Origin of the sequence: Brevibacterium sp. NPDC049920 (assembly GCF_040656435.1) — a bacterium.
GTDB lineage: Bacteria > Actinomycetota > Actinomycetes > Actinomycetales > Brevibacteriaceae > Brevibacterium > Brevibacterium pityocampae.
The window spans coordinates 30,655-52,597 of sequence record NZ_JBFAMF010000011.1 but is presented as its reverse complement, the minus strand read 5'-3'; the positions used below and the strand labels follow the sequence as shown (position 1 = coordinate 52,597).

At 72.7% G+C, this 21,943-nt stretch carries 18 protein-coding genes; 5 read left to right on the top strand and 13 right to left on the bottom strand.

The window, feature by feature from the left end:
* Window positions 1-37 precede the first annotated feature (37 nt).
* From AB0I45_RS11565 to AB0I45_RS11555, 3 genes are all read right to left on the bottom strand, one after another.
* Window positions 38-1,474 carry an NAD(P)H-quinone dehydrogenase gene (locus AB0I45_RS11565; protein ID WP_137319236.1) on the bottom strand — a complete coding sequence of 479 codons (1,437 nt, stop codon included), beginning with the start codon at window positions 1,472-1,474 and terminating at the stop codon, window positions 38-40.
* A 12-nt stretch (window positions 1,475-1,486) separates the two neighbouring features.
* The gene (locus AB0I45_RS11560; RefSeq protein WP_295689934.1) at window positions 1,487-3,376 is read right to left on the bottom strand and encodes a heavy metal translocating P-type ATPase; all 1,890 of its coding nucleotides are present in this window, start codon (window positions 3,374-3,376) and stop codon (window positions 1,487-1,489) included.
* 87 nt (window positions 3,377-3,463) lie between these two features.
* Window positions 3,464-4,036, bottom strand: a complete 573-nt coding sequence (locus AB0I45_RS11555) for a gamma carbonic anhydrase family protein (RefSeq protein ID WP_295689936.1) — start codon at window positions 4,034-4,036, stop codon at window positions 3,464-3,466.
* A gap of 285 nt (window positions 4,037-4,321) precedes the next feature.
* On the opposite strand from AB0I45_RS11555, the gene AB0I45_RS11550 reads away from it, so the two are divergent.
* Window positions 4,322-4,570, top strand: coding sequence for a WhiB family transcriptional regulator (locus AB0I45_RS11550; protein ID WP_137319234.1), 249 nt, complete (start codon window positions 4,322-4,324; stop codon window positions 4,568-4,570).
* A gap of 99 nt (window positions 4,571-4,669) precedes the next feature.
* On the opposite strand, the gene AB0I45_RS11545 is transcribed toward AB0I45_RS11550, so the two are convergent.
* Window positions 4,670-6,235: a PAS domain-containing sensor histidine kinase gene (locus AB0I45_RS11545; RefSeq protein WP_265808476.1), complete on the bottom strand. Its 1,566-nt coding sequence runs from the start codon at window positions 6,233-6,235 to the stop codon at window positions 4,670-4,672.
* A gap of 14 nt (window positions 6,236-6,249) precedes the next feature.
* Complete coding sequence (locus AB0I45_RS11540; RefSeq protein WP_295689940.1) at window positions 6,250-11,136, bottom strand: NAD-glutamate dehydrogenase; 4,887 nt, start codon at window positions 11,134-11,136, stop codon at window positions 6,250-6,252.
* 152 nt (window positions 11,137-11,288) lie between these two features.
* On the opposite strand from AB0I45_RS11540, the gene AB0I45_RS11535 reads away from it, so the two are divergent.
* Window positions 11,289-11,759 carry a DUF2505 family protein gene (locus AB0I45_RS11535; RefSeq protein WP_295689943.1) on the top strand — a complete coding sequence of 157 codons (471 nt, stop codon included), beginning with the start codon at window positions 11,289-11,291 and terminating at the stop codon, window positions 11,757-11,759.
* Here the strand turns inward: AB0I45_RS11535 and AB0I45_RS11530 are convergent.
* The 3 genes from AB0I45_RS11530 to AB0I45_RS11520 are packed head-to-tail and all read right to left on the bottom strand — an operon-like array spanning window position 11,718 to window position 14,037.
* Window positions 11,718-12,176 (bottom strand): hypothetical protein, encoded by a 459-nt coding sequence (locus AB0I45_RS11530; protein ID WP_137319231.1) that lies wholly within the window; start codon window positions 12,174-12,176, stop codon window positions 11,718-11,720. The two genes, AB0I45_RS11535 and AB0I45_RS11530, sit on opposite strands and share 42 nt — an antisense overlap.
* On the bottom strand, window positions 12,173-13,408 hold the full coding sequence (locus AB0I45_RS11525) for a DNA-binding response regulator (RefSeq protein ID WP_345032584.1): 1,236 nt from the start codon (window positions 13,406-13,408) through the stop codon (window positions 12,173-12,175). The genes AB0I45_RS11530 and AB0I45_RS11525 overlap by 4 nt, the downstream gene beginning before the upstream one ends.
* On the bottom strand, window positions 13,405-14,037 hold the full coding sequence (locus tag AB0I45_RS11520) for an SAF domain-containing protein (RefSeq protein ID WP_175406918.1): 633 nt from the start codon (window positions 14,035-14,037) through the stop codon (window positions 13,405-13,407). Before AB0I45_RS11520 ends, AB0I45_RS11525 begins: the two co-directional genes overlap by 4 nt.
* Window positions 14,038-14,202: 165 nt before the next feature.
* Here AB0I45_RS11520 and AB0I45_RS11515 point away from each other — a divergent pair, with 165 nt between their 5' ends.
* Window positions 14,203-14,424 (top strand): helix-turn-helix domain-containing protein, encoded by a 222-nt coding sequence (locus AB0I45_RS11515; RefSeq protein WP_137319229.1) that lies wholly within the window; start codon window positions 14,203-14,205, stop codon window positions 14,422-14,424.
* Between the two features lie 7 nt (window positions 14,425-14,431).
* On the opposite strand, the gene AB0I45_RS11510 is transcribed toward AB0I45_RS11515, so the two are convergent.
* The gene (locus AB0I45_RS11510) at window positions 14,432-14,944 is read right to left on the bottom strand and encodes a hypothetical protein (RefSeq protein ID WP_295690938.1); all 513 of its coding nucleotides are present in this window, start codon (window positions 14,942-14,944) and stop codon (window positions 14,432-14,434) included.
* Between the two features lie 180 nt (window positions 14,945-15,124).
* Here AB0I45_RS11510 and AB0I45_RS11505 point away from each other — a divergent pair, with 180 nt between their 5' ends.
* Window positions 15,125-15,916, top strand: a complete 792-nt coding sequence (locus AB0I45_RS11505) for a hypothetical protein (RefSeq protein WP_247618884.1) — start codon at window positions 15,125-15,127, stop codon at window positions 15,914-15,916.
* Window positions 15,913-16,353, top strand: coding sequence for an Rv3235 family protein (locus AB0I45_RS11500; RefSeq protein ID WP_247618885.1), 441 nt, complete (start codon window positions 15,913-15,915; stop codon window positions 16,351-16,353). Before AB0I45_RS11505 ends, AB0I45_RS11500 begins: the two co-directional genes overlap by 4 nt.
* A 48-nt stretch (window positions 16,354-16,401) precedes the next feature.
* Here AB0I45_RS11500 and secA read toward each other — a convergent pair whose 3' ends face one another.
* The 4 genes from secA to AB0I45_RS11480 all read right to left on the bottom strand — a co-directional run bounded on the left by secA (window position 16,402) and on the right by AB0I45_RS11480 (window position 21,863).
* On the bottom strand, window positions 16,402-19,104 hold the full coding sequence (gene secA / locus AB0I45_RS11495; RefSeq protein WP_295690941.1) for a preprotein translocase subunit SecA: 2,703 nt from the start codon (window positions 19,102-19,104) through the stop codon (window positions 16,402-16,404).
* An 87-nt stretch (window positions 19,105-19,191) separates the two neighbouring features.
* The gene (locus tag AB0I45_RS11490) at window positions 19,192-20,412 is read right to left on the bottom strand and encodes a crosslink repair DNA glycosylase YcaQ family protein (RefSeq protein WP_345032574.1); all 1,221 of its coding nucleotides are present in this window, start codon (window positions 20,410-20,412) and stop codon (window positions 19,192-19,194) included.
* A gap of 4 nt (window positions 20,413-20,416) precedes the next feature.
* A complete protein-coding gene (raiA, locus tag AB0I45_RS11485) occupies window positions 20,417-21,055 on the bottom strand; it encodes a ribosome-associated translation inhibitor RaiA (RefSeq protein ID WP_137319224.1) in 639 nt (212 codons plus the stop codon).
* A gap of 67 nt (window positions 21,056-21,122) precedes the next feature.
* Window positions 21,123-21,863 carry a ComF family protein gene (locus tag AB0I45_RS11480; RefSeq protein ID WP_137319223.1) on the bottom strand — a complete coding sequence of 247 codons (741 nt, stop codon included), beginning with the start codon at window positions 21,861-21,863 and terminating at the stop codon, window positions 21,123-21,125.
* Window positions 21,864-21,943: the final 80 nt, after the last annotated feature.

The window sequence follows — 21,943 nt, the reverse complement described above, 5'->3', positions numbered from 1 at the left end:
GGCACCTGTCTCAGCGCACGGCGTGGGCGCACCGGCCTCAGCGGGCGTGGTGGTGGAGCTTGCGCGCCGCCTCCGTCACCGAGCCGCTGAGCGAGGGATAGACGGTGAAGCTCGAGGACAGCTGATCGACGGTGAGGCGGTTCTCGACGGCGAGCGTGATCGGCAGGATGAGCTCGCTCGCCTTGGGGCCGACGACGACGCCGCCGAGGATCGACCCCGAGCCGCGCCTGGCGAAGATCTTGACGAAGCCGTCGGTGATCTCCTGCATCTTCGCCCGCGGATTCGTCGACAGCGTTTGCGTCACCGTCTCCACCTCGTCGGAGTTCTCGAGATAGTCGGCCTGGCTGAAGCCCACCGTGGCGATCTCCGGGGCGGTGAAGACGTTCGAGGCGACATTGCGCAGCTTGAGCGGGGAGACCGCGTCGCCGAGCGCGTGCCACATCGCGATCCGACCCTGCATCGCCGCGACCGAGGCGAGCGGGAGCACCGCGGTGCAGTCCCCGGCGGCGTAGACGCCGGGCGCCGAGGTGCGCGACACCCCGTCGACGGTGATGTGGCCGGATTCCTCCGTCTGCACCCCGGCCGCCTCGAGTCCGAGGTCCTCGGTGTTCGGGATCGAGCCGACCGCCATGAGGCAGTGGGTCGCCGCCACCGTGCGGCCGTCCTCGAGGGTGACCTCGACCCCGGTCTCCGTGCGCTCGACCGATGTCGCGCGCGAGCGCGACAGCACGTTCATGCCGCGGGAGCGGAACACGTTCTCGAGCACCTCCGCGGCGTCGCTGTCCTCGCCGGGCAGCACCCGGTCGCGCGAGGACACGAGGGTGACCTGGCAGCCGAGCGCGTTGTAGGCCGAGGCGAACTCCGCGCCGGTGACGCCGGAGCCGACGACGACGAGGTGCTCCGGGAGCTCCGCGAGGCCGTAGAGCTGGGTCCACGTGAGGATCCGCTCGCCGTCGGGCTGAGCGCTCGGCAGCTCGCGCGGGTGGGCGCCGACCGCGAGCAGCACGGTATCGGCCTCGACGGAGTACGCCTCCCCGTCGGCCGGGGAGATCTCGACCTGTCTGCGGCCGGTCAGGCGCGCCTGCCCCTTGACGGCGGTGACCCCGGCGCGCACGAGGCCGTGGTGGATGTCGGTGGCCTGGGCGTTGGCGAGCTCGAGGATCCGGGTGTTGATCGCACCGAGGTCGGCGCGGATCCGGCCGCCGGTGGAGTCCGAGGCCTCCCCCGTGTCGGTGTCATCGAGGCGGATGCCCAGCGACCCGGATTCGGCGATGTCGCCCATGAGCTCGGCGGTCGCGATGAGCGTCTTCGAGGGCACGACGTCGGTGAGGACTGCCGCACCGCCGCAGCGGTTGCGTTCGACGAGGGTGACGTCGGCGCCGAGCTGAGCGGCGACGAGGGCCGCCTCGTAGCCGCCGGGGCCGCCGCCGATGACGACGACTCGGTTCTGCGCGGGATCCAGTACGTTCTTCACCCGCTCATCATGTCAAACCCGCTCGGGGCTGACGAAATCGTCGGAATGGTCCTCCCCCGCCGCCGGGGGCACCGCGATCGGGCCGCCGCCGAGCGCGCGCAGGGCGCCGAGGATCGCGACGAGGTCGACGCCCTCCTGGAGGATCGCGCCGAGCACCGCGGGGAGGAAGCCGAAGGCGGCGACCAGCATGAGCCCCAGCGAGATCGCGATGCCGAGCCAGATGCTCTGCAGCGCGATCCGCACAGTGCGCCGGGCGATCGCCACGGCCTGCGCGACGGTGGAGATGTCGTCGGCGGTGACGACCGCGGCGGCCGCCTCACTCGCCGCCGTCGCCCCGCGTGCGCCCATCGCGATCCCGACGTCGGCGGCCGCGAGCACGGGGGCGTCGTTGATGCCGTCCCCGACCATGAGCACCGGGCGGGGGCGTGCGGCGGCGACGAGGTCGACCTTGGTGGACGGGGTGCACTCGGCGTGGACGGTGTCGATGCCGACCTCCGCGGCGATCGACTCCGCGGTCGGGGCGACGTCGCCGGTGAGGATCGCGCAGCGCTCGATGCCGAGGCCGCGGAGCGCCGCCACGGTGCCCCGCGCCTCGGGACGCACCGGGTCGGCGAGCACGATGGTCCCGGCGAGCTCGTCCCCACGGGACACGTAGACGGCGGTCTCGCCGGCCGTGAGCGGTGTGCGCCGCAGTCCCGGCACTCGCTCGGCGACGAAGGCGGGCTTGCCCACCCGCACCTCGGTGCCGTCCGCCAGCGTCGCCTGCACCCCGTTCGTGGCGACCTCGGCGGCCTCGGCGACCTCGGCCGGCCGCAGCCCCCGGTGGTGGGCGGCGGCGACGATCGGGGCGGCGAACACGTGCACGGAGTACTGCTCGGCCCCGGCGGCGAGCACGAGGACCTCGTCGGCGGGCAGGGATCCGGGATGGACGGCGCGGATCTCCGGGCGCCCCCGGGTGAGGGTGCCGGTCTTATCGAAGGCGACCGAACGGACGCGGGACAGCGTCTCGATCGCCCCGCCGTTCTTGACGATGACGCCGATCCGAGCGGTGCGGCTCATCCCGCCCATGAATGCCACCGGCGCGGCGATGAGGAGGGGACACGGGGTGGCGACGACGAGCACCTCGGCGAAGCGGACCGCCTCGCCGCTCACCGCCCAGCTGACCCCGGCGATGAGGAGGGAGAGCACGGTGAAGGGCACGGCGTAGCGATCCGCGAGGCGGACCATCGGCGCCTTCGAGGCGACCGCCTCGCCGACGAGCTCGACGATCGCGTGGTACTGCGACTCCTGCTCCGTCGCCGTCGCCCGCATGGTGAAGGCCTCGGTGCCGTTGACCGTGCCGGAGTGCACCTCCTCGCCAGCGGCGCGGGTGACGGGCAGCGGCTCCCCGGTGAGGGAGGACTCGTCGATCGAGGCGTGCGCGTCCTCGAGCACCCCGTCGACGGGCAGCACCTCGGCCGGGCGCACGAGGAGGCGGTCGCCGGGTGCCACCGCGCGCACGGGGATGCGCTCGATCTCCCCCGCGGCGGTCAGCCGGCTGGCGAAGGCCGGGGCGCGGCTGATGAGGGCATCGAGCTCGCGGCCGGCGCGCCCGGCGGCGTAGTCCTCGATCGCCTCGCCGCCGGTGAGCATGAGCACGATGATGAGGCCGGCGACGTACTCCCCGACGAGCACGGTGGACACCATCGCGACGACGGCGAGCACGTCGAGGCCCCAGGTGCCGGCGAGGAGGTCGCGGACCATGTCGATCGCGGTGAGGACGACGACGAGGGCGATGACGGCGGTGGCGAGGATCTGCGCCGCACCCGGGGCTCCCAGGCCGAGCAGGACGAGGGTGAGCACGAGCGCGGCGAGGGCGAGTGCGACGAGCGGATAGCTGCGGAAGAAGCCGACGATCCTCATGCCACCAGTGTCGGCCACCGCGCCCGGTCCTGCCAGGAAGGACAGGGCAACCTCAACCCGCGCCGGCCCGGGATCGGAGGAGGTGGCTCAGAGGAGCCGGCCGCGCTCCCGGTGGAGCGCGGTGATCTCCTCGTAGGCCTGCGCATTGCCGTGGACGCGGGCGAGGTCGTCCTCGGTGAGCGGGCGACGCACCTTGCCGGGCACCCCGGCGACGAGCGAGCCGGCGGGCACCTCGGTCCCCTCGAGCACGACGGCGCCGGCGGCGACGAGCGAGCCGCTGCCGATCCGGCACTCGTTGAGGAGCGTCGCACTCATCCCGACGAGCACGTCGTCGCCGACGATGCAGCCGTGGACGAGTGCGCGGTGGCCGACGGACACCCGGTCGCCGATCACCACGGGCTTGCCCGGGTCGGCGTGCATGACGGTGCTGTCCTGGATGTTCGTGCCGGACCCGATGGTGATCGAATTGCGGTCCGCGCGCAGCACGCAGCCGTAGTAGATGCTGCTGCCCGGCCCCACCCGGACGTCGCCGATGAGGATGACGCCGGGGGCGATGAAGGCGCCCGGGTCGATCGTCGGGGCGACGCCGTCGATCGCGATGAGGCGGACGTCGGCGAGGTCCCCGAGGGGGCGGCCGGAAGAGGTGTGCGAGTCGGTCATGCACCCCAGCCAAGCAGACGCCGGCGCACCGGCACAAGGGCGCCGGGCCGGTGTCTCACCCCGGTGCGCGGCGATTTGCACGCAGCCCGCAGTTGTGCTGAGAATGGAGATCTGTCAGTGATTTCACACTGCTCAACCCTTGTGCGCCCCTCCGGCGTGTGTGAGTCTTGTGGTGATCGTTCCATACGATCGCCGATCTTCCACGCCGTCACCCGTGTCTGCGCTCCCGTTCGGGAAGCCTCCGGTCCGCGGCAGCGGCGATCTCCGCTCCCAGGAAAGGACACCATGGACTGGCGCCATCGCGCGGCGTGCCTCAACGAGGACCCGGAACTCTTCTTCCCCATCGGCAACACCGGGCCCGCCCTGCTCCAGATCGAAGAGGCCAAGAGCGTCTGCCGGCGGTGCGAAGTCGTCGAGACCTGCCTGCAGTGGGCACTCGAATCCGGTCAGGACGCCGGAGTCTGGGGTGGTCTGAGCGAGGACGAGCGCCGCGCTCTCAAGCGGCGCGCCGCCCGCGCCCGCCGCGCCGGCTGAGCGCACCCGCACGCTTTCTCACAGCGGCCGCAGGCTCGATGAGCCTGCGGCCGCTGTCGTGCTGTGCGTGCCCACCGGGGCAGGTCCCGCCCGGGGCGCTCACACCGTGTCGGAGCGCAGCGGCACGTCGATGAGCGCCTCGGTGCCGCCGCCGTCGCGCGGCCGCCACTCGATGCTGCCGGCGAGGTCGCTCGTGATGAGGGTCCGCACGATCTGCGTGCCGAGCCCCGAGCCGGGGCCGCCGCCGGGCGGCAGGCCGACGCCGTCGTCGGCGATGATGACGGTGAGCCGGTCCCCCACCCGCTCCGGGGTCACCCACACGGTGCCGCGCAGGGTGTCCTGGCCCTCCGGCTTCGCCGACAGCGGGAAGCCGTGCTCGATCGCATTCGTCACGAGCTCGGTGAGGGCGAGCGCGAGCGAGGTCGCGTCGGCCGAGGAGATCGCGCCGAAGCTCGCGGTGCGCCGCAGGGTGACCTCGAGCTCGGGCGAGGTGAGCTCGGGGGTGAGCCGCAGGCCCTTGTCGACGATCTCGTCGAAGTCGACCTCGCTCTCCACCCCCTGGCTCAGCACGTCGTGGACGACGGCGATGATCGCCACCCGGCGCATCGCCTCCTCGAGCGCGGCCCGCGACTCCGGGGACTCCATCCGCCGGGCCTGCAGCCGCAGCAGCGCCGACACCGTCTGCAGGTTGTTCTTCACCCGGTGGTGCATCTCCCGGATCATCGCGTCGCGGCTCAGCAGCTCGCGCTCGCGGCGCCGGATCTCGGATACGTCCCGGGCGAGGATGATCGCGCCGGTGCGCGTGCCGGCCCGGGTGATGGGGATCGCGCGCAGGGACACCGTGACCCGGCCGGACTCGACCTCGGTGCGCCACGGCGCGCGGCCGGTGAGCACGAGCGGCAGGGTCTCGTCGACCGGACGGAGCTGGGCGATGAGGCCGGACACGACCTCGGCGAGGTAGCGGCCCTCGATCTCCCCCTCGTGCCCGAGCCGGTGGAGCACGGACACGCCGTTCGGGGAGGCGTAGCGGACCCGGCCCTCCCGGTTGAGGACGATGAGCCCGTCGCCCACGCGGGGCTCCCCGCGATGGGCGCCGGAGGGCGCGCTGAGATCGGGGAACGCCCCCTCGGCGATCATCGACAGGAGCATCGTCGCGCTCGAGCGGTAGTAGCGCTCGAGCCGGGAGGAGCCCTGTCGACGCCCCTCCTCGGTGTGCCGGGTCAGCACGGCGATGACCCGGCCGGCGCGCACCACGGGGACCGCCTCGGCGCCGACGAGCGGGGGCTCGGCGGCCTGCGAGATGACGATCCGCTGCTGGGAGTGGGCCTCGTGGAGCAGCGCGCGCTCCTCCGCGGTGGCGAGCGTGCCGACCTCGTCGTGCGGGTAGACCGTCGAGCCGGTGGTCGGCCGGCAGTGCGCGATCACCCGGTATTCCGGAGCCTCGCCGTCCGCACCCGCCTCAGGCGTGTCCGTGCCGCCCTCGGGATCGGCCCCGGTGCCCTCGCCCCCGGCCGCCTCGGCGATGCGGGCCGGGGCCCACAGCACGAGATCGGCGAAGGAGAGGTCGGCGATGAGCTGCCAGTCGCCGACGACGAGGTGGAGCCACTCGACGTCGTCGGCGTCGACGATCCCCTCGGCGGCCAGCAGATCGCTCAGCAGACCCATGGGTCCTCCTCGTCTCAGGTGTCCTGCATGCCCCACTCGGTCGAGCGGACGACGGAGCGCATCATCCGCAGGAGCACGGACAGCGGCGCCTGGTCGACCTGCTCGAGCGCGATGACCTCGTCGATCGTCGAGAGCACCTGGCGCAGCGAGGCGTCGGTGCGGACGCGCCACTGCGCGATCCGGTCGTCGGCGCGCTCGGCCGGGGTCGCCCGCTCGCTGTCGGTCACCGTGAGGATCGCGACGACGATCGAGAGCACCGCCTGGTAGAAGTCGTCCCGCATCGCACCGCGGGCCAGGGCCGTCCACCGGCTCCGGCGATCGAGATCACCGATGAGGTTGAGCAGCTGCGAGCCCGCGAGCAGGTCGGTCACCGCATAGTACACCTCGGCCGCATCGATCGCGGGGGTGTCGGTGCGGGAGGCGGCCTGCGCGACGTCGAGGAGCGCGAACTCGTCGAGCAGCGCGGCCGCCCGGAAGGCGAGCTCCTCCGGCACGCCCTCGCCGATCCAGCGGTGGGCGGCGTCCTCGAGCTCAGCCCGGTCCTGCCCGCGCAGCAGGCCCGGGACGAGGGGCCGCAGCTCCCGGATCACGGGCCGGTAGCGGTCGACCTCGGCGAGCACGTCGAGACCGTCGGGCGCCTGGTGGACGAGCCACCGGGAGGCGCGGTCGAGGAGCCGGACGTAGCCGTGGAGGAGCTGGACCTGGACCTCCGCCGGCACCCGGTTGTCGAGGGCGCAGATGTCCTCGAAGTGCGCGTCGAGGTCGAACACCCGGCTCACCACGGTGAACGCCCGGGCGATCTGCGCGACCGAGGCGCCGGTCTCCTCCTGCATCCGGAAGATGTAGGTCAGCCCGCCGCGGTCGACGATCCGGTTGACGAGGTGGGCCGTCGCGATCTCCCGGTGCAGCGGGTGGTGGACGAAGGCGTCCGCGTGCCGCTGCGCGAGGCTGTCGGGGAAGTAGTCGACGAGGTGCTCGCGCGTCCAGTCCTCCGCCGGCAGATCGCCGGACAGGATCTCGCCGGCGGTGTCCATCTTGACGTAGGCCAGCAGCACGGCGAGCTCCGGGGAGGTGAAGCCGCGGCCCGCCTCGGCGCGCCGGTTGAGCGCCTTGTCGTCGGGGAGGAACTCCACCGCGCGGTCGAGCTCGGCGGTCTTCTCGAGGCGCTTGAGGAGGCGCCGCTGCGTGCTCGTCATCGACTGCGCCCGATCGCGCGCCTCCCCGAGCGCGACGTTCTGGCTGTAGTTGTTCGCGAGCACGAGCCCGGCGACCTCGTCCGTCATCGACAGGAGCACCGACTCCCGCTCGGCGGAAGCGAACTCGCCGCGCCTGATGAGGAGGTCGAGGAGCAGCTTGATGTTGACCTCGTGGTCGGAGCAGTCCACGCCGGCGGAGTTGTCGACGGCATCGGTGTTGAGCCTGACCCCGCCGAGCGCGGCCTCGACCCGGCCGAGCTGAGTGAAGCCGAGGTTGCCGCCCTCGCCGACGACGCGGGCGCGCAGCTCGCCGCCGTCGACGCGGATCGCGTCGTTGGCCTTGTCCCCGACATCGAGGTGGGATTCGGTCTCCGCCTTGACGTAGGTGCCGATCCCGCCGTTGTAGAGCAGGTCGACCGGGGCCCGCAGGATCGCGCGGATGACCTCGGTGGGCGGGTGCGCGCCGGGGCGCATGCCGAGACGCTCGGCGGCGCGCTCGCTCACCTCGATGGTCTTCGCCGAGCGCGGGTACACCCCGCCGCCGGCGGAGATCAGCTCCGGGTCGTAGTCCTGCCAGCTCGAGCGCGGGGTCTCGAACAGGCGCCTGCGCTCAGCGTAGGACGCCGCGGCGTCCGGGTCCGGGTCGAGGAACACGTCGCGGTGGTCGAAGGCGGCGACGAGCCGGGTGCGGTCGCTGCGGAGCATGCCGTTGCCGAACACGTCGCCGCTCATGTCGCCGATCCCGACGGCGGTGAACTCGTCCCGGGAGGTGTCGAGGCCGAGCTCCCGGAAGTGGCGCTCGACCGAGGTCCAGGCGCCGCGGGAGGTGATCCCCATGGCCTTGTGGTCGTAGCCCACGGACCCGCCCGAGGCGAACGCGTCACCGAGCCAGAAGCCGCGCTCGAGCGCGATCCGGTTGGCGACGTCGGAGAAGCGGGCGGTGCCCTTGTCCGCCGCGACGACGAGGTAGCTGTCCTCGCCGTCGTGGACGACGGTCCGCTCCGGGCGCACCGTGCGGGTGCCCTCGCCCTCGGTGACGAGGTTGTCGGCGACATCGAGGAGCGCGCCGATGAACAGCTCGTAGGCGTGCTGCCCGGCGGCCGCCCAGGCGTCGCGGTCGACCGCCGGGTCGGGCAGCTGCTTGGGGAAGAACCCGCCCTTGGCGCCGGTCGGCACGATGAGCGCGTTCTTCACCATCTGCGCCTTGACGAGTCCGAGCACCTCGGTGCGGAAGTCGTCGGCCCGGTCCGACCAGCGCAGGCCGCCGCGGGCCACCGGCCCGAAGCGCAGGTGGACGCCCTCGACCTCCGGGGAGTACACCCACATCTCGAGCGCCGGCTTGGGCTTGGGCACGAAGTCGAGCCGGGTGGGGAGGATCTTGAACACCGCCGCGGCCGGCATCCGGCCGTCCGCGGGCTGGAACACGTTCGTCCGCACAGTGGCCCGGATGAGCTCGAGGACGGCGCGCAGCACCCGGTCGGCATCGAGGCTGGCGACCTCGGCGAGCGCGGCCTCGATCTCCTCCTCCCGGGCGCGCATGAGCTCCTCGCGCGTGCCCCGGGACTCGTCGAGGTCGGGGTCGAAACGGACCCGGAACAGCTCGACGAGCGCGGTGGTGAGGGCGACGTGGGTGGTGAACACCTCGCCCATGTGGCGCTCGGTGAGGGAGAAGCCGGCCTGCCGGAGGTAATGGGTGAAGGCGCGGATGATGCTGACGTCCTGCCATTCGAGGCCGGAGGCCACGAGGCTGTCCATCCGGCCGGACTCCCGCTCACCGGTCCAGGCGGTGGTGAAGGCGCGCTCGATGCGGGCGAAGTCGCCGTCGTCGAGCGGCCGGTCGAAGGACAGCCCGAAGTCGTAGACGTAGCGGTGCTCGCCGTCGGGCAGGTCGAGCTCGTAGGGCCGCTCGTCGTGCACCTGGGCGCCGAGGTTGGCGAGGAACGGCAGGATCTCCGACAGGCCCGCCGGGGCGATGCGGTAGAACGCGAGACGCACGTCGGCCTCGTCCTCCGCGTCGGGGCGGTAGATCCGGACGGAGGGCTCCGCATCGGAGTCGAGCTCCTCGAAGCGGTCGACGTCGTCGACCGCCTGACGCGGCGTGTGGTACTCCTGGTAGCTCGGCGGGAAGGCACGCATCCAGCGCCGGCGCAGCTCCATGTCGGCCGCGGACACCGAGCCGCCGGCCGGGGCGATGAACTCCGCGATGTCCTCCTCCCACGAGCGCAGCGCCGCGGTGATCCGCTCGGCCACCGTCTCCCCGGCGATGTCGGGCAGCACCTCGTCGCGCGGGACCCGGGCGACGAAGTGGAGGCGGGCGAGCGCGGAGTCGCTCAGCAGCACGTCGAAGTCCACGGACTCCGCGCCGTAGTAGTCGCGGAGCACGCCCTCGACCCGCAGTCGGGCGGCGGTGTCGTAGAGGTCGCGCGGCACGTAGACGAGCACGGAGACGTAGCGCTCGTAGGGGTCGCGCCGGATGAAGACGCTCGACTCGCGCTTCTCCTGCAGGTCGAGCACCTGGGTGACGACATCGAGGATCTCCTGCGCATCGGCGTGGAGCAGGTCGTCGCGCGGGTAGCTCTCGAGGATCGCGACGAGCTCGTCGCCGGAGTGCGTGTCGCGGGCGAGGCCGGAATGGCTGAGCACGTAGCGCATCTTCGACGCGATGAGGGGGATGTCGAGCACGGAGGCCGAGTACAGCCCCGAGGTGTACAGGCCGACGAAGCGCTTCTCACCGACGATCCGCCCGGTGTCGTCGAAGGTCTTCACCCCGACGTAGTCGAGGTACCCGCGCCGGATGAGCCGGGATCGGGAGTTCGCCTTGGTGAGCACGAGGACGCGCGGCTCCTCGGCCTTGGCGGCCACCGCCCGCGACAGCGGCGAGCTCAGCGTCGCGCGGAGCGAGGAGATGCCGAGTGCGGAGTCCTCGATCGGGACGAGGATCTTCTCCCCGCCGGACTCCTCGAGCGCGTACTCGCGGTAGCCCATGAACGCGAAGCGGCCGTCGAGCCAGTCGAGGAGGTCGGCGGACTCCGCGGCCTCCTCGGCGAGCTCGGGCCGCGGGGGCCGGGTGCGCAGCGTTTCGGCGATGTGCCGCGCGGTGTCGGCCATCGTGTGCCGGTCGCGCTCGACGGCGGCGACGAACTCGATGGTCTCGCGCAGCCCGGCCTCGACCTCGGCGAACCGGTCCTCGGGGATCCGGTCGACCTCGATGTGGATCCAGGACTCCTTGCGGCGCTCGGCCGGGGAGTCGCCGGGGGCGATGACCGGCAGCGCGGTGGTGTCGGTGACGGTGCGGCTGAGATCGGCGGGGGCGACGACGTGCATCCCGTCCGGACCGCGCTCGACGACGATGATCGGGTGGTGCACCTCGCGGATCGCCAGCCCGAGCCCGGTGAGCTCGGCGACGAGCGAGGACACGAGGTGGCGCATGTCGTCGGTGACGATGCTGATCGCCGTCCGGTTGCCGATCTGCTCGATCGAGTCCTCACCCGGATTGCGGATCTCGATCGTCGGCTCCCCGGCCCGGTGCCGTTCGGCGCACCGGGCGTGCTCGATCGCGGAGGCCGCGAGCTCGCGGGGGCGGTAGCGCTCCGCCGGCGTGGCCTCGGGGCGGGGATAGTACGCGGCCAGGAGATTCTCCGGCGGGGTGCTGCCGGTGAGTGCGCTCCACTGCTGTGCGATCTCGGTCGATCGGACCTCGGTCACGGTGCCACCTCGTGTTCGTCTCGGTTTCGGCTGGGACCACGACGGTGTGGCCTCCCCGTCCACTCTATGCGGGAACTCCGGTGATTCCGACTCCGCTCCGCAGGGGGTTTCCGAGGTCTCGGACGCGGCCGCGACGTGACAGACTGGAAGCCATGAAGACCATCGAGCTGCGCCGCCGGGCCGTCGGGACCCCTGCCCAGATCCTGAATCGGGCGATCGAGCCGAGCACGTGGGCGGGTGCCGGCACGAGCGTGACCGTGCACCGCGGTGCGGCCGAGGGCGCGCATCTCACCACCCGCACCCCGCTGCGCGCGGCGGACCTGCCGGCGGCCGCCGCGCGGTTCCTCGGCGAGGGCGCGGAGCTCGTCCAGGAGGTGCGGGCCGATCCCGTCGACGCGCAGTCGTCCCAGACGCATGTGGCGATCGCGGCGGAGGTCGCCGGCGCGCCGGTCGACATCGACATCGCGATCGCGCTGCGCGAGGTCTCGGGCGGCACGGACATCCATGCGATCACCCGGATCGTGTCCTCGGTGCCGCTGTTCGGCTCGATGGTGGAGTCCGCCCTCGAGCCGTACGTCGAGTCACTCCTGTCCGAGCGCCTCGACCAGCTCGTCGATCTCTGACACGTCGTACCACAGCAGCCCGCCGTCCCGGAGGGCGTCCGCGGCGGCTGCCGGGTCGTCAGGCAGCGCCGCCACGAGGGCCGGATCGTCGATGTGGGCGCTGACGACGCAGGCGGGGTCGAGCGCCGCCGGCCCGAGGGCGACGACGCCGGCGGAGACCGGTCGGGAGCGCAGGTCCGCCGGGAGGTCGCAGGCCAGGACCACGCGGCCGCAGCGCTGCTCGACCGCGGTGTCGAGGACGACCTCGGCGGCGGTCGACAGGGCGATCCACTCCGCCTCCTCGAGCTCCTCGCCGCGCAGGCTCCCCGGGCGGACGTCCGGGGCGAAGCCGAGCGCCTCGGTCAGGTGCGGCCAGGCGGCCCTCAGCGATCGGTCGGTCAGGGGCACGTAGGCGCGCACGGTGTTCGCAGGACTCATGCCCCCATTCTCCTCCTCCCCCGCCTGCGGCTGCGCCGCGGCGGGGCGTCCGGCGTGTCCGGCACCGGGAGCAGGCCGGCGAGCGCGGTGACCGCGCGGGACGCCGCACTGTGCGGGGCCGACTCGGTGAGCGTGCGGCCGGCGAGCAGCGCAGCGTCGGCGGCGGCCCGGTCGTCGGGCACGAGGTGGACCCCGGTGAGTCCGGCGAACCGTTCGAGCGTCGCGCGGATGCGCGCCTCCGGCCCCGGGCCCACGCTCCCGGCCCGGACCCGGTTGACGACGACGGTGCAGTCGTCGCGCACCGCGATCCCACGCTCGGTCTCGAGCAGCCGCACGAGCCGCTGCAGCCCGATCGGGTCCCCGGCAGCGACGACCACGACGTGATCGGCCCGGTCGAGCACCGCCCGCGTGGCACCATGGCGGTCGTAGTGCGGGTCCGCGTACGGGTCGTCGGGGTCGACCCGGTCGGAGACGTCGACGACGGTGCAGGTGTATGCGCGGGCGAGGGCGGTGAGGACCTCGGCGAGCACCCCGGGTCGGACCTCCGGCCAGCGCTCCGCCCGGCTCAGCCCGGTGACGACGGCGAAGTGCTCGTCGATGACGGAGACGTGGCGGGCGAGCGCGGCGGCGGTCCCGCCGCTCGCCGCGGCCCGGCACAGGGCGGCGATCTGCGGTGCGTCGTCGAGCAGGCCGAGGAGCGCGGCCTGGGAGGCGGCGACGGTGTCGGCGTCGACGAGGACGGTCGGGCCGGCGGTCCGCGCGAGCGTGTGGGCGAGGGCGGCGGCCACGGTGCTGCGACCCGGCGCTCCCCCGGTGCCCCAGACGGCGATGACCGGCCCCGGGGCGCCACCGCCTGCGGTGCGGGGCGGCTCGGCCGGGCGCGGCGGGGTGGGCACGGCGGCCGCGGCGGCGCGGACCGCGGCCGCGAGCTCCTCCGGTGTCGCCCAGGGCGACACGGTGGTCGGCACGCCCCAGTCGGTGAGCACGGCGGGGTCGTCGGCGAGCCCGAGCACCCGGACGGCGTGCGCGTGGAGCCGGCGCACCACCTCGGCGTCGGCGCCGAGGAAGTGCTGCCCGAGGACGACGACGTCGCCCACCCCGGCCGCACCGGCGGCGAGCAGCTCGACCTCGTCGGCGGGACGCCGGATGACCTCGATGTCGGGGATCGTGCCGAGCGCGGACACGACGCGCGCCTCGAACTCGACGTCGACGGCGACGACGACCTCGATCACCGGGCCGCCTCCGGGACCGCGACCACGGAGATCCGGTGGTCCTCGGCGAGCGCCCGCATGACGTCGCCGAGCCGACTGTTGGGGACGAAGATCTCGATCACCTGGTCGCCGGTGGCGAAGTCCCCCGTCTCGCGGTCGACGGCGATGACGTCGACGGCGGTGAGGACCTCGCGCGGATCGACAGGGTCGGCCTCCGGGTCGGTGGCCCAGACGTCGACCGCACCGCCGGGCCGCACGGCCGCCGGCAGTGCGCCGGGCACGGCCAGGGCGACCACCCGTCCGGCGAGCTGGTCCGGGGAGCCGAGCTGCGAGGCCGGGACGAGCTCGCCCGGGGCGACCGCGGCGAGCACCGTGGCACCCTCGGGGATCGCCGCGTCGGCGCTGAGGTAGACGCCGGGGTCGCCGCTCATCCGGATCTCGGTGGCGACGAGGTCGTCGGGGACGAGCACGCCACCAGGCACGAGCGGCCTGGCGGCTGCCCACACCGTGGTCGTGTCGGCCACCCGGGTGACGACGAACCACGTGCCGAGCACGGAGAGGAGGACGAGGAGGGCGCCGATGACGAGGCGCGGGTCCCGGAGGCGCGGGGCGCGCAGCCGGTCCGCGGGGCGGGCGGAGGGGTGAGGCATGAGGGGATGCTCCGGGTTCGCTGAACGGTGGGCGGGGATGGGTGCGCAAACGCACTCAAGTGCTATTATTCGTAGACAAACGCCTGCGGATCAAGAGCTGCGGCAGAATTCCCGTTCCGCGCCCCGCTCGCATCCACGCGCACCCGTCCCCCGAGAGGCAGCCCCATGGTCGTCGAAGCCCGCTTCCTGCCGCTGACCGATGTCGCGGAGATCCTCAACGTGTCCGCCGCCCAGGCCCGGGCGCTCGTGCGCTCCGGCGAGCTGCGCGCGATCAAGGTCGGCGGCCGCGGCCAGTGGCGGGTCGAGAAGACCGAGCTCGAGGACTACATCCAGCGCATGTACCAGCAGACGCGCGCCGCGGTCGAATCCGGCCAGCCCGAGGTCTGAGACCCGCTCAGCGCAGCGCCCGCACCGTCGACACCGCCGACAGCGGGATGAGCTCCCAGCCCCCGCCGGCCCGGCGCAGCTGGAGATGATCGCGGGCCACCGCGTCGAGACGCCCGTCGACCGTCCGGCGTCCCACCGCCACCCGGCACTCGCGGCGCTCGGCCGACCAGCGGCGCAGCGGTGAACCGATCGACAGCACCGACACCGCACCTGCCGCGGCGCGGACCCGATCACCCAGGCGCAGGCTCTGCAGTGCGGCGAGGTTGATCACGACCTCGTCCGCGCCGGCCACGAGGCACCAGCCGGATCCCACCTCGTGCATCTCCCCGGTGATCCGCTCCTCGCCGGCCCACAGCTCCACCGGCGTGCCGATCGCGGCGGCCGCCCGGGATTCGAGCGTCGCCTCGGCGATCTCCCCGGCGACGAGATCGCCGAACTCACCGGCCCGCTCGTGCATCTGCTCACCGGCATGCGCGGCGTCGATGTCCGCGAACAGCCGGTCGAAGCGCTCGTCCTCCATGGCACCCATCCTCCGCGGACCCTCCCTCTCCTGCAAGGGCCGGTTCTGCACGGACCCGATCCGCAAGGAATGCATCCTGACCACTGCGTCCGCGAACTCCGTCGATCATCATCAAACTTCATCCATTGACATCATATGGTGACTTTTGGCACAGTGTGATGACCGATGTGAGGAGTCGTCATGATCCGTGTTCTCCCGTTCGCCGCCGCTGCGGCCCACGGTCTGCTCTGCTGCTGGCTCGCCGCGAGCGCGACCCGGCTGTGGGACCGGTTCTCCACCGGGGATGCCGGTGCCGGGCTGGTGCTCCTCGTCGCCGGCGCGGTCGCGCTGCTCGGCCTGCGGGCCACCCTCGCCGTGCTCCTCACCGTGGGCGCACGGGCCGCGGCTGCGCTCCATCACGGGAGCGGGCGGGCGCTCGCCGCGGCGGCGCTGCGATGCAGCCCGCGAGCACTGCGCCTCGCCCTCGCCGGGTCGCTCACCGGTCTCGTGGTGACGGGGTCGCTGACCACCGGCGCACTCGCGGTCGCTGCGGCGACAGGCCCCGCGCCGAGAGCCGGTCAGGAGTCCGCAGTGCCGGCATCAGTGCCGGCTGCCGCGCCCTCGCCGGGGTGGCCGGTGACCGAGGAGCCGGATCCCGCTCCGGAGCACTCACCCGGCTGGCCTGTCGATCCGGGCACCGGTGCTCCGGATGATCCGGAGTCCGAGCCCCCGGCGGCTCCCGGCCCCGACGAGGATCGGACACGCAGCCCCGGACCGCCGGACGAGCCGGGCGCGGAGCCGGAGGGTCCGCGGCCGCGCACGGTCACCGTGAGCGCCGGGGACAGCCTGTGGTCGATCGCGGCGGAGATCGAGGGGACCCGGGAGCCGGCGGCCGTCGCCTCCGCGGTCGCGGCGATCCACCGGGAGAACCGGGCGGTCATCGGCTCGGACCCGAATCTCATCCTGCCCGGCTCACGTCTGGAGATCCCATGAGCACCCCGCTGACCATCACCCGTCCCGCCGGCCGCTCCCAGGCCGTGCGGAGCCCGATCCACCGCGCCCCGCAGCGCAGGCGCCCGGCGACACCGGCCGAGCAGGCGGAGTTCCTCCGCACCACGGTGCAGTCGCTCGCCGTCGCAGTCGTCGAAGTGCTCACCGGAGCGCGAGCGAGCAGCTCGATCGCCCGCTGGATCGCACCGGAGCTCCAGGAGCGCATCCGCACCCATGCGGCACTGCGCCAGGACCTCGCCCGGGCGGTCGCCCCGCGCGGGCACGTCTTCACCCCGGGCAGGCCGCGGCTGTGCATGATCGGCGACAGCGCGGTCGAAGCATGCGTCGTCGTCCGCGCCGCCCGGCGGCACCGGGCAGTCGCGATGCGGCTCGAGCACATGCACGGCCGCTGGCTCGTCACCGAGTTCGTCAGCGTGTGAGACCGCGGTCCCCCGGCCGGCGAGCGGTGCCCGCCGAACGCGCCGGGCTCAGCGCTTCTTCGAGCGGCGCTGGGCGCGGTTGCCCGCTCCGGGTTCCGCGGCGGACTCGCCGGCCGCACCGTCGGCGCGCACCTGCACTCCCCCGGAGTCCGAGGGCGCGGACAGCTGGAGCTTGGGTTTGCGCGGCTCGAGCTCGTCTGCCTCGACCTCGACGAAGTCGTCGCTCGGGTCCTCGAGATCCTTCCCGGGGTTGACCTTGACCTTGACCTCGAGAGTGTTCGTCAACCGGACGACGTCCTCCTTGATGCCCTCCTGCATCGTGCTGAACATCTCGTAGCCCTCACGCTGGTACTCGACGAGCGGGTCGCGCTGGGCCATCGCGCGCAGACCGATGCCGTTCTTGAGGTAGTCCATCTCGTAGAGGTGCTCGCGCCAGCGCTTGTCGATGACGGAGAGCACGACGCGCCGCTCGAGCTCGCGCATCGCCTCCTCGCCGAGCTCCTGCTCGCGGCCGTCGTAGGCGAGATCGGCGTCGGCCCGGATCTCGCGCAGCAGCGACTCGCGGGTGAGGTGGGCCTGCCCGCCGACGTCCTCGATGAGCTCCGCGGCGGTGATCGACGGCGAGTACAGCTCGCCGAGGGCGGTGAACAGCTCGTCGAGGTCCCAGGTCTCCGCCGGGCCGCGGGTGGCCCCGTCGACGTACGCGGCGAGCACGTCGTCGCGGAACAGCTGCACCTGCTCGGCGAGGTCCGCGCCCTCGAGCACACGGCGGCGCTCGTCGTAGATCACGGTGCGCTGGCGGTTGAGCACGTCGTCGTACTTGAGGACGTTCTTGCGCTGCTCGGCGTTGCGCTGCTCGATCTGCGTCTGCGCGGACAGGATCGCCCGGGACACCATCTTCGATTCGAGCGGGACGTCGTCGGGCACGTTCGCCGTCGCCATGATCCGCTCCGCCGCGCCGGAGCCGAACAGCCGCATGAGGTCGTCGGTGAGCGAGAGGTAGAAGCGCGACTCGCCGGGATCGCCCTGGCGGCCGGAGCGGCCGCGCAGCTGATTGTCGATGCGGCGCGACTCGTGGCGCTCGGTGCCGAGCACGTAGAGCCCGCCGAGCTCGCGGATCTCCTCGGCCTCCTCCTCGACCCGGGCCTCGGCGGCCTCGAGCACCTCGGGCCAGAGCGCCTCGTACTCGTCGGAGTTCTCGACCGGGTCGAGGCCCTTCTCCGCCATCTCGGCGACCGCGATGTGCTCGGCGTTGCCGCCGAGCATGACGTCGGTGCCGCGCCCGGCCATGTTCGTCGCCACCGTGACGGCGCCGCGCCGTCCGGCGAGCGCGACGATCGCGGCCTCGCGCGCGTGGTTCTTCGCGTTGAGCACCTCGTGGGCGACGCCCTTCCGGGAGAGCTGCTTGGAGAGGTACTCGCTCTTCTCCACGCTCGTCGTGCCGACGAGGATCGGCTGGCCCTCCTCATGGCGCTCGACGATGTCCTCGACAACCGCGTCGAACTTCGCCTTCTCGTTCTTGTAGACGAAGTCGGACTGGTCGATGCGCTGCATCGGCTTGTTCGTGGGGATCGGGACGACGCCGAGCTGATAGGTCGACATGAACTCCGCGGCCTCGGTCTCCGCGGTACCGGTCATCCCGGAGAGCTTGTCGTAGAGGCGGAAGTAGTTCTGCAGGGTGATCGTCGCCAGGGTCTGGTTCTCGGGCTTGACCTTGACGGCCTCCTTCGCCTCGATCGCCTGGTGCAGGCCCTCGTTGTAGCGACGGCCCTTGAGGATGCGGCCGGTGTGCTCGTCGACGATGAGCACCTCGCCCTTGAGGACGACGTAGTCCTTGTCCTTCTTGAACAGCTCCTTGGCCCGGATCGCGTTGTTGAGGAAGCTGATGAGCGGGGTGTTGTCGGCGTGGTAGAGGTTCTCGATGCCGAGGTAGTTCTCGACCTTGTCGATCCCGGACTCGAGGATGCCGATCGTCCGCTTCTTCTCGTCGACCTCGTAGTCGGACTCGGCCTTGAGCCGCTTGACGACGGTCGCGAACTCGGAGTACCAGCGGTTGACGTCGCCCTCGGCGGGGCCGGAGATGATGAGCGGCGTGCGGGCCTCGTCGATGAGGATCGAGTCGACCTCGTCGACGATGGAGAAGTGGTGTCCGCGCTGCACCATCTCCTCCGCGGACCAGGCCATGTTGTCGCGCAGGTAGTCGAAGCCGAACTCGTTGTTCGTGCCGTAGGTGATGTCCGCGGCGTACTGCTGGCGGCGGATGTCGGAGCTCTGCTGGGCGAGGATGCAGCCGGTCTCCATCCCGAGGAACCGGAACACGCGTCCCATGAGCTCGGACTGGTAGCTCGCGAGGTAGTCGTTCACGGTGACGACGTGGACGCCCTTGCCGGTGAGCGCGTTGAGATAGGCCGGTGCGGTGGCGACGAGGGTCTTGCCCTCACCGGTCTTCATCTCCGCGATGTTTCCGAGGTGGAGCGCCGCCCCACCCATGAGCTGGACGTCGAAGTGCCTCATCCCCAGGGTGCGGGTCGAGGCCTCGCGCACCGCGGCGAACGCCTCCGGCAGCAGCGAATCGAGGGATTCGCCGTCGGCCCAGCGCTCCTTGAATCGGTCGGTCTCCTCCCGGATCTCCGCATCGCTCATCTCGTCGAATTCGTCGGAGAGATTGTTGATCGCCGTCGTGTAGCCGCGCAGCTTCTTGAGCGTGCGACCCTCTCCGGTCCTCAACAGCTTTTCCAGGAAGTTGGCCACGATTCTCCTTGCGTCCGGTCCGATCGACCGGCTCGGGTGTTTCCGTCACGTCAGTGACCTAGCTTAGCGCCGATCAGCAGGCGCCCGTCATCGCACGACGAGGGTGCCGAGTCCCAGCCAGCGGCGCATGTCCTCGAGCTCCGCGACGAGCGCCTCCGGGTGCTGGGCGTCCTCCCAGTGCACCCGGTGGGCGATGAGCGCATCCGCCTTCCGGTCCGCGGCGAGGTCCACGCGCCCGACCAGCCGGTCCCCGAGCAGGAAGGGCATGACGTAGTAGCCGTGGACGCGTGCGTGCGCCGGGGTGTAGATCTCGATCCGGTAGTCGAAGTCGAAGAGCCAGCGCAGCCGCTCGCGGGTGAAGACGAGCGGGTCGAAGGGGGCGAGCAGGGCGCGCGCCTCGATCCGGCGCGGCACCCGCGCGGCATGCCAGCGCAGCGCCCGGACGCCCTCGACGTCGACCTCGACGAGCTCTCCTGCGGCCACGAGCTCCGCCGCGGCAGCGCGCACCTCGGCGACGGGCTGCCGGAAGTGGTCGGCGAGGCAGGCCGGAGTGCCGATCCCGCGGGCTGCGGCGGCGATCCGCACGAGCGCGACGGCGTCGTCGCGCTCCCCGCCGATCCCGCGGGGCAGCCGGCCGGCGTCCGGGCGCAGGCCCAGGGTCGGGTCGGCGGGCGGGCCGAAGCGCAGCTCCGGCACCGGCAGGTCCGGGTGGACGTCGCCGGGCAGCGCGTAGATCCGCTCGAAGGAGCGGCTGCGGGCGGCGACGGAGACCCGGCCGGCGCGCAGCAGCGCCTCGAGCCCGGACTTCACGCGGCTCGGGTTCCACCCCCAGTGGTCGCGCTCGCGCTCGGGGATGTCGTGGCTCACCCGGCCGGCGAGCTCGCGCGCCGTGCCCGGGCCATGGGCGAGCGCCGCCTCGAGATCGAGGAGCAGGGCGCGGAAGGCGGAGCCGGTCACGGGGTCGCGCTGGCCGTAGTCGCGGCGGTACCAGTCCGCCCGGCGGCCGGCGGCGAGCGCCACGGTGGACGGCGGGGCGTAGGCCGCCTCGTGCATCCAGTACTCGACGCCCATCGGGTCGGGGGCGTGGAGGAGGGAGTCGAGGTCGGCGGTGCGATAGGGCCCGAGGCGGGAGTAGAAGGGCAGGTAGTGGCTGCGGGCGACGCGCGCCACCGAATCGATCTGCACGAGGCCCAGCGTGTCGAACACCCGCCGCAGGTGCCGGCGGTCGGGTCGCGGCGGGCGCGGCGCGGAGAAGCCGGAGGCGGCCAGCGCACAGCGTCTGGCCGCCTCCCTGCTCAGCGAGCGCACGGGATCACTCGGTGATCTCCGGGTCGAGGGTGATCACCCCGTAGCTCCAGCCCTTGCGGCGGTAGACCACCGAGGGCTTCGCGTTCTCCTCGTCGATGTAGAGGTAGAAGTCGTGGCCCACCATCTCCATCCGGTTGAGGGCCTCCTCGATGCCGATCGGGGTCGCGGGGAAGTTCTTCTCGCGCAGCACCACCGGGGAGTCGCCCTCGGACTTGATGCGGCCGTTCGTCCGGTCGCCCGCCTGGGGCTCCTCGGCCTCCGGGGCGTCCTCCTGCGGCGGCACGTACTCTATCCGGGCCATCGCCTCGGCGGTGGACTCCGGCCGGTGCTTGCCGCGGTGGGAGATCTTCTGCCGGTCGCGGGCGCGGCGCAAGCGTTCGAGCACCTTCGCCCAGGCGAGGTCGAGCGCGGCGTACTTGTCGGAGGCGCTCGCCTCGGCCCGGAGCACGGGGCCCTTCGCGATGACGGTGATCTCGACGGTCTCGGAGGTCTCCGGCTGGCGTGCGTTCGGCTCGCTCGTGATCTGGACCTCGACGGCGAGCGCGCGCGGGGCGAGCTGCTCGACCTTGGCGACCTTGTCCTCGACATGGGCCCGGAAGCTGTCGGAGATGGTCAGATGACGACCCTTGACGACGATGTCCATTGTGCGGTCCTTTGCACCTCGGGGAACGGATCGCTCCGTTGCCGTCACGGTTCGACGGCTCCTTCCATTAAATACCATCGCCAGGGGCAGTGCGAGGTCCGCCGGGGGCGATTCCGACCACCGCGACGCCGTCGACCGGGATGCGGGATGCGGCGAGCGCACGCGTGCTCTCCGCGACCGTCGCGCCGGTCGTGCAGATGTCGTCGAGGACGATGATCCGCGCCCCGGCCGCGGCGGCCGTGCGGGTTGCCGCGAGCTGCGCCGCCGCCCGTGCGGAGGCCCGGTGGGTGCCGCGCACGTTGCGCCGCCGGGCGGTGGAGCCGAACCCCACCTGGTCGCGGTGCGCCCGCACCTCGAGCAGCGGCGCGCAGCGCACGTCGAGGCCCTCCGCCCGGAGCACGGCGGCGGCGTGCGCGCCGAGCGCGGCGACGTGGTCCGCACCGCGCCGGCGCACCGCCGCGGCGGTCGCCGGCACCGGGACGAGCAGCGCGGCGGGCGCGCCCGCCGGGAACGGAGCCGGCGGGGAGTGCTCGAGCACCGCGAGCACCGCCCGGGCGAGGAGCAGGCCGAGGAGGGCGGTGAGGTCGCGGCGGTCCTTCTCCTTGTAGGCCACGAGGCAGTCGCGCAGCACACCGGTGTACTCGCCGGCCCCGTGCACCGCGCGGGTGCCGTAGCGCGGCATCGTCGCCCGCACCGGCACCGCGAGCTCGGCCAGGCAGCGCCCGCACAGGGTCACCGTCTCCGCCCCGCAGCCGGCGCAGGCGCGCGGCACGAGGAGGTCGAGGAGCTCGCCGAGGATCCGGTGCACACCGCCATGATCCCCGCCGCCCGGGGTGCGCACCAGGCGCAGGCGGCCGCTGTGACCTGTCGACGGCCCCGGCCGTGCGC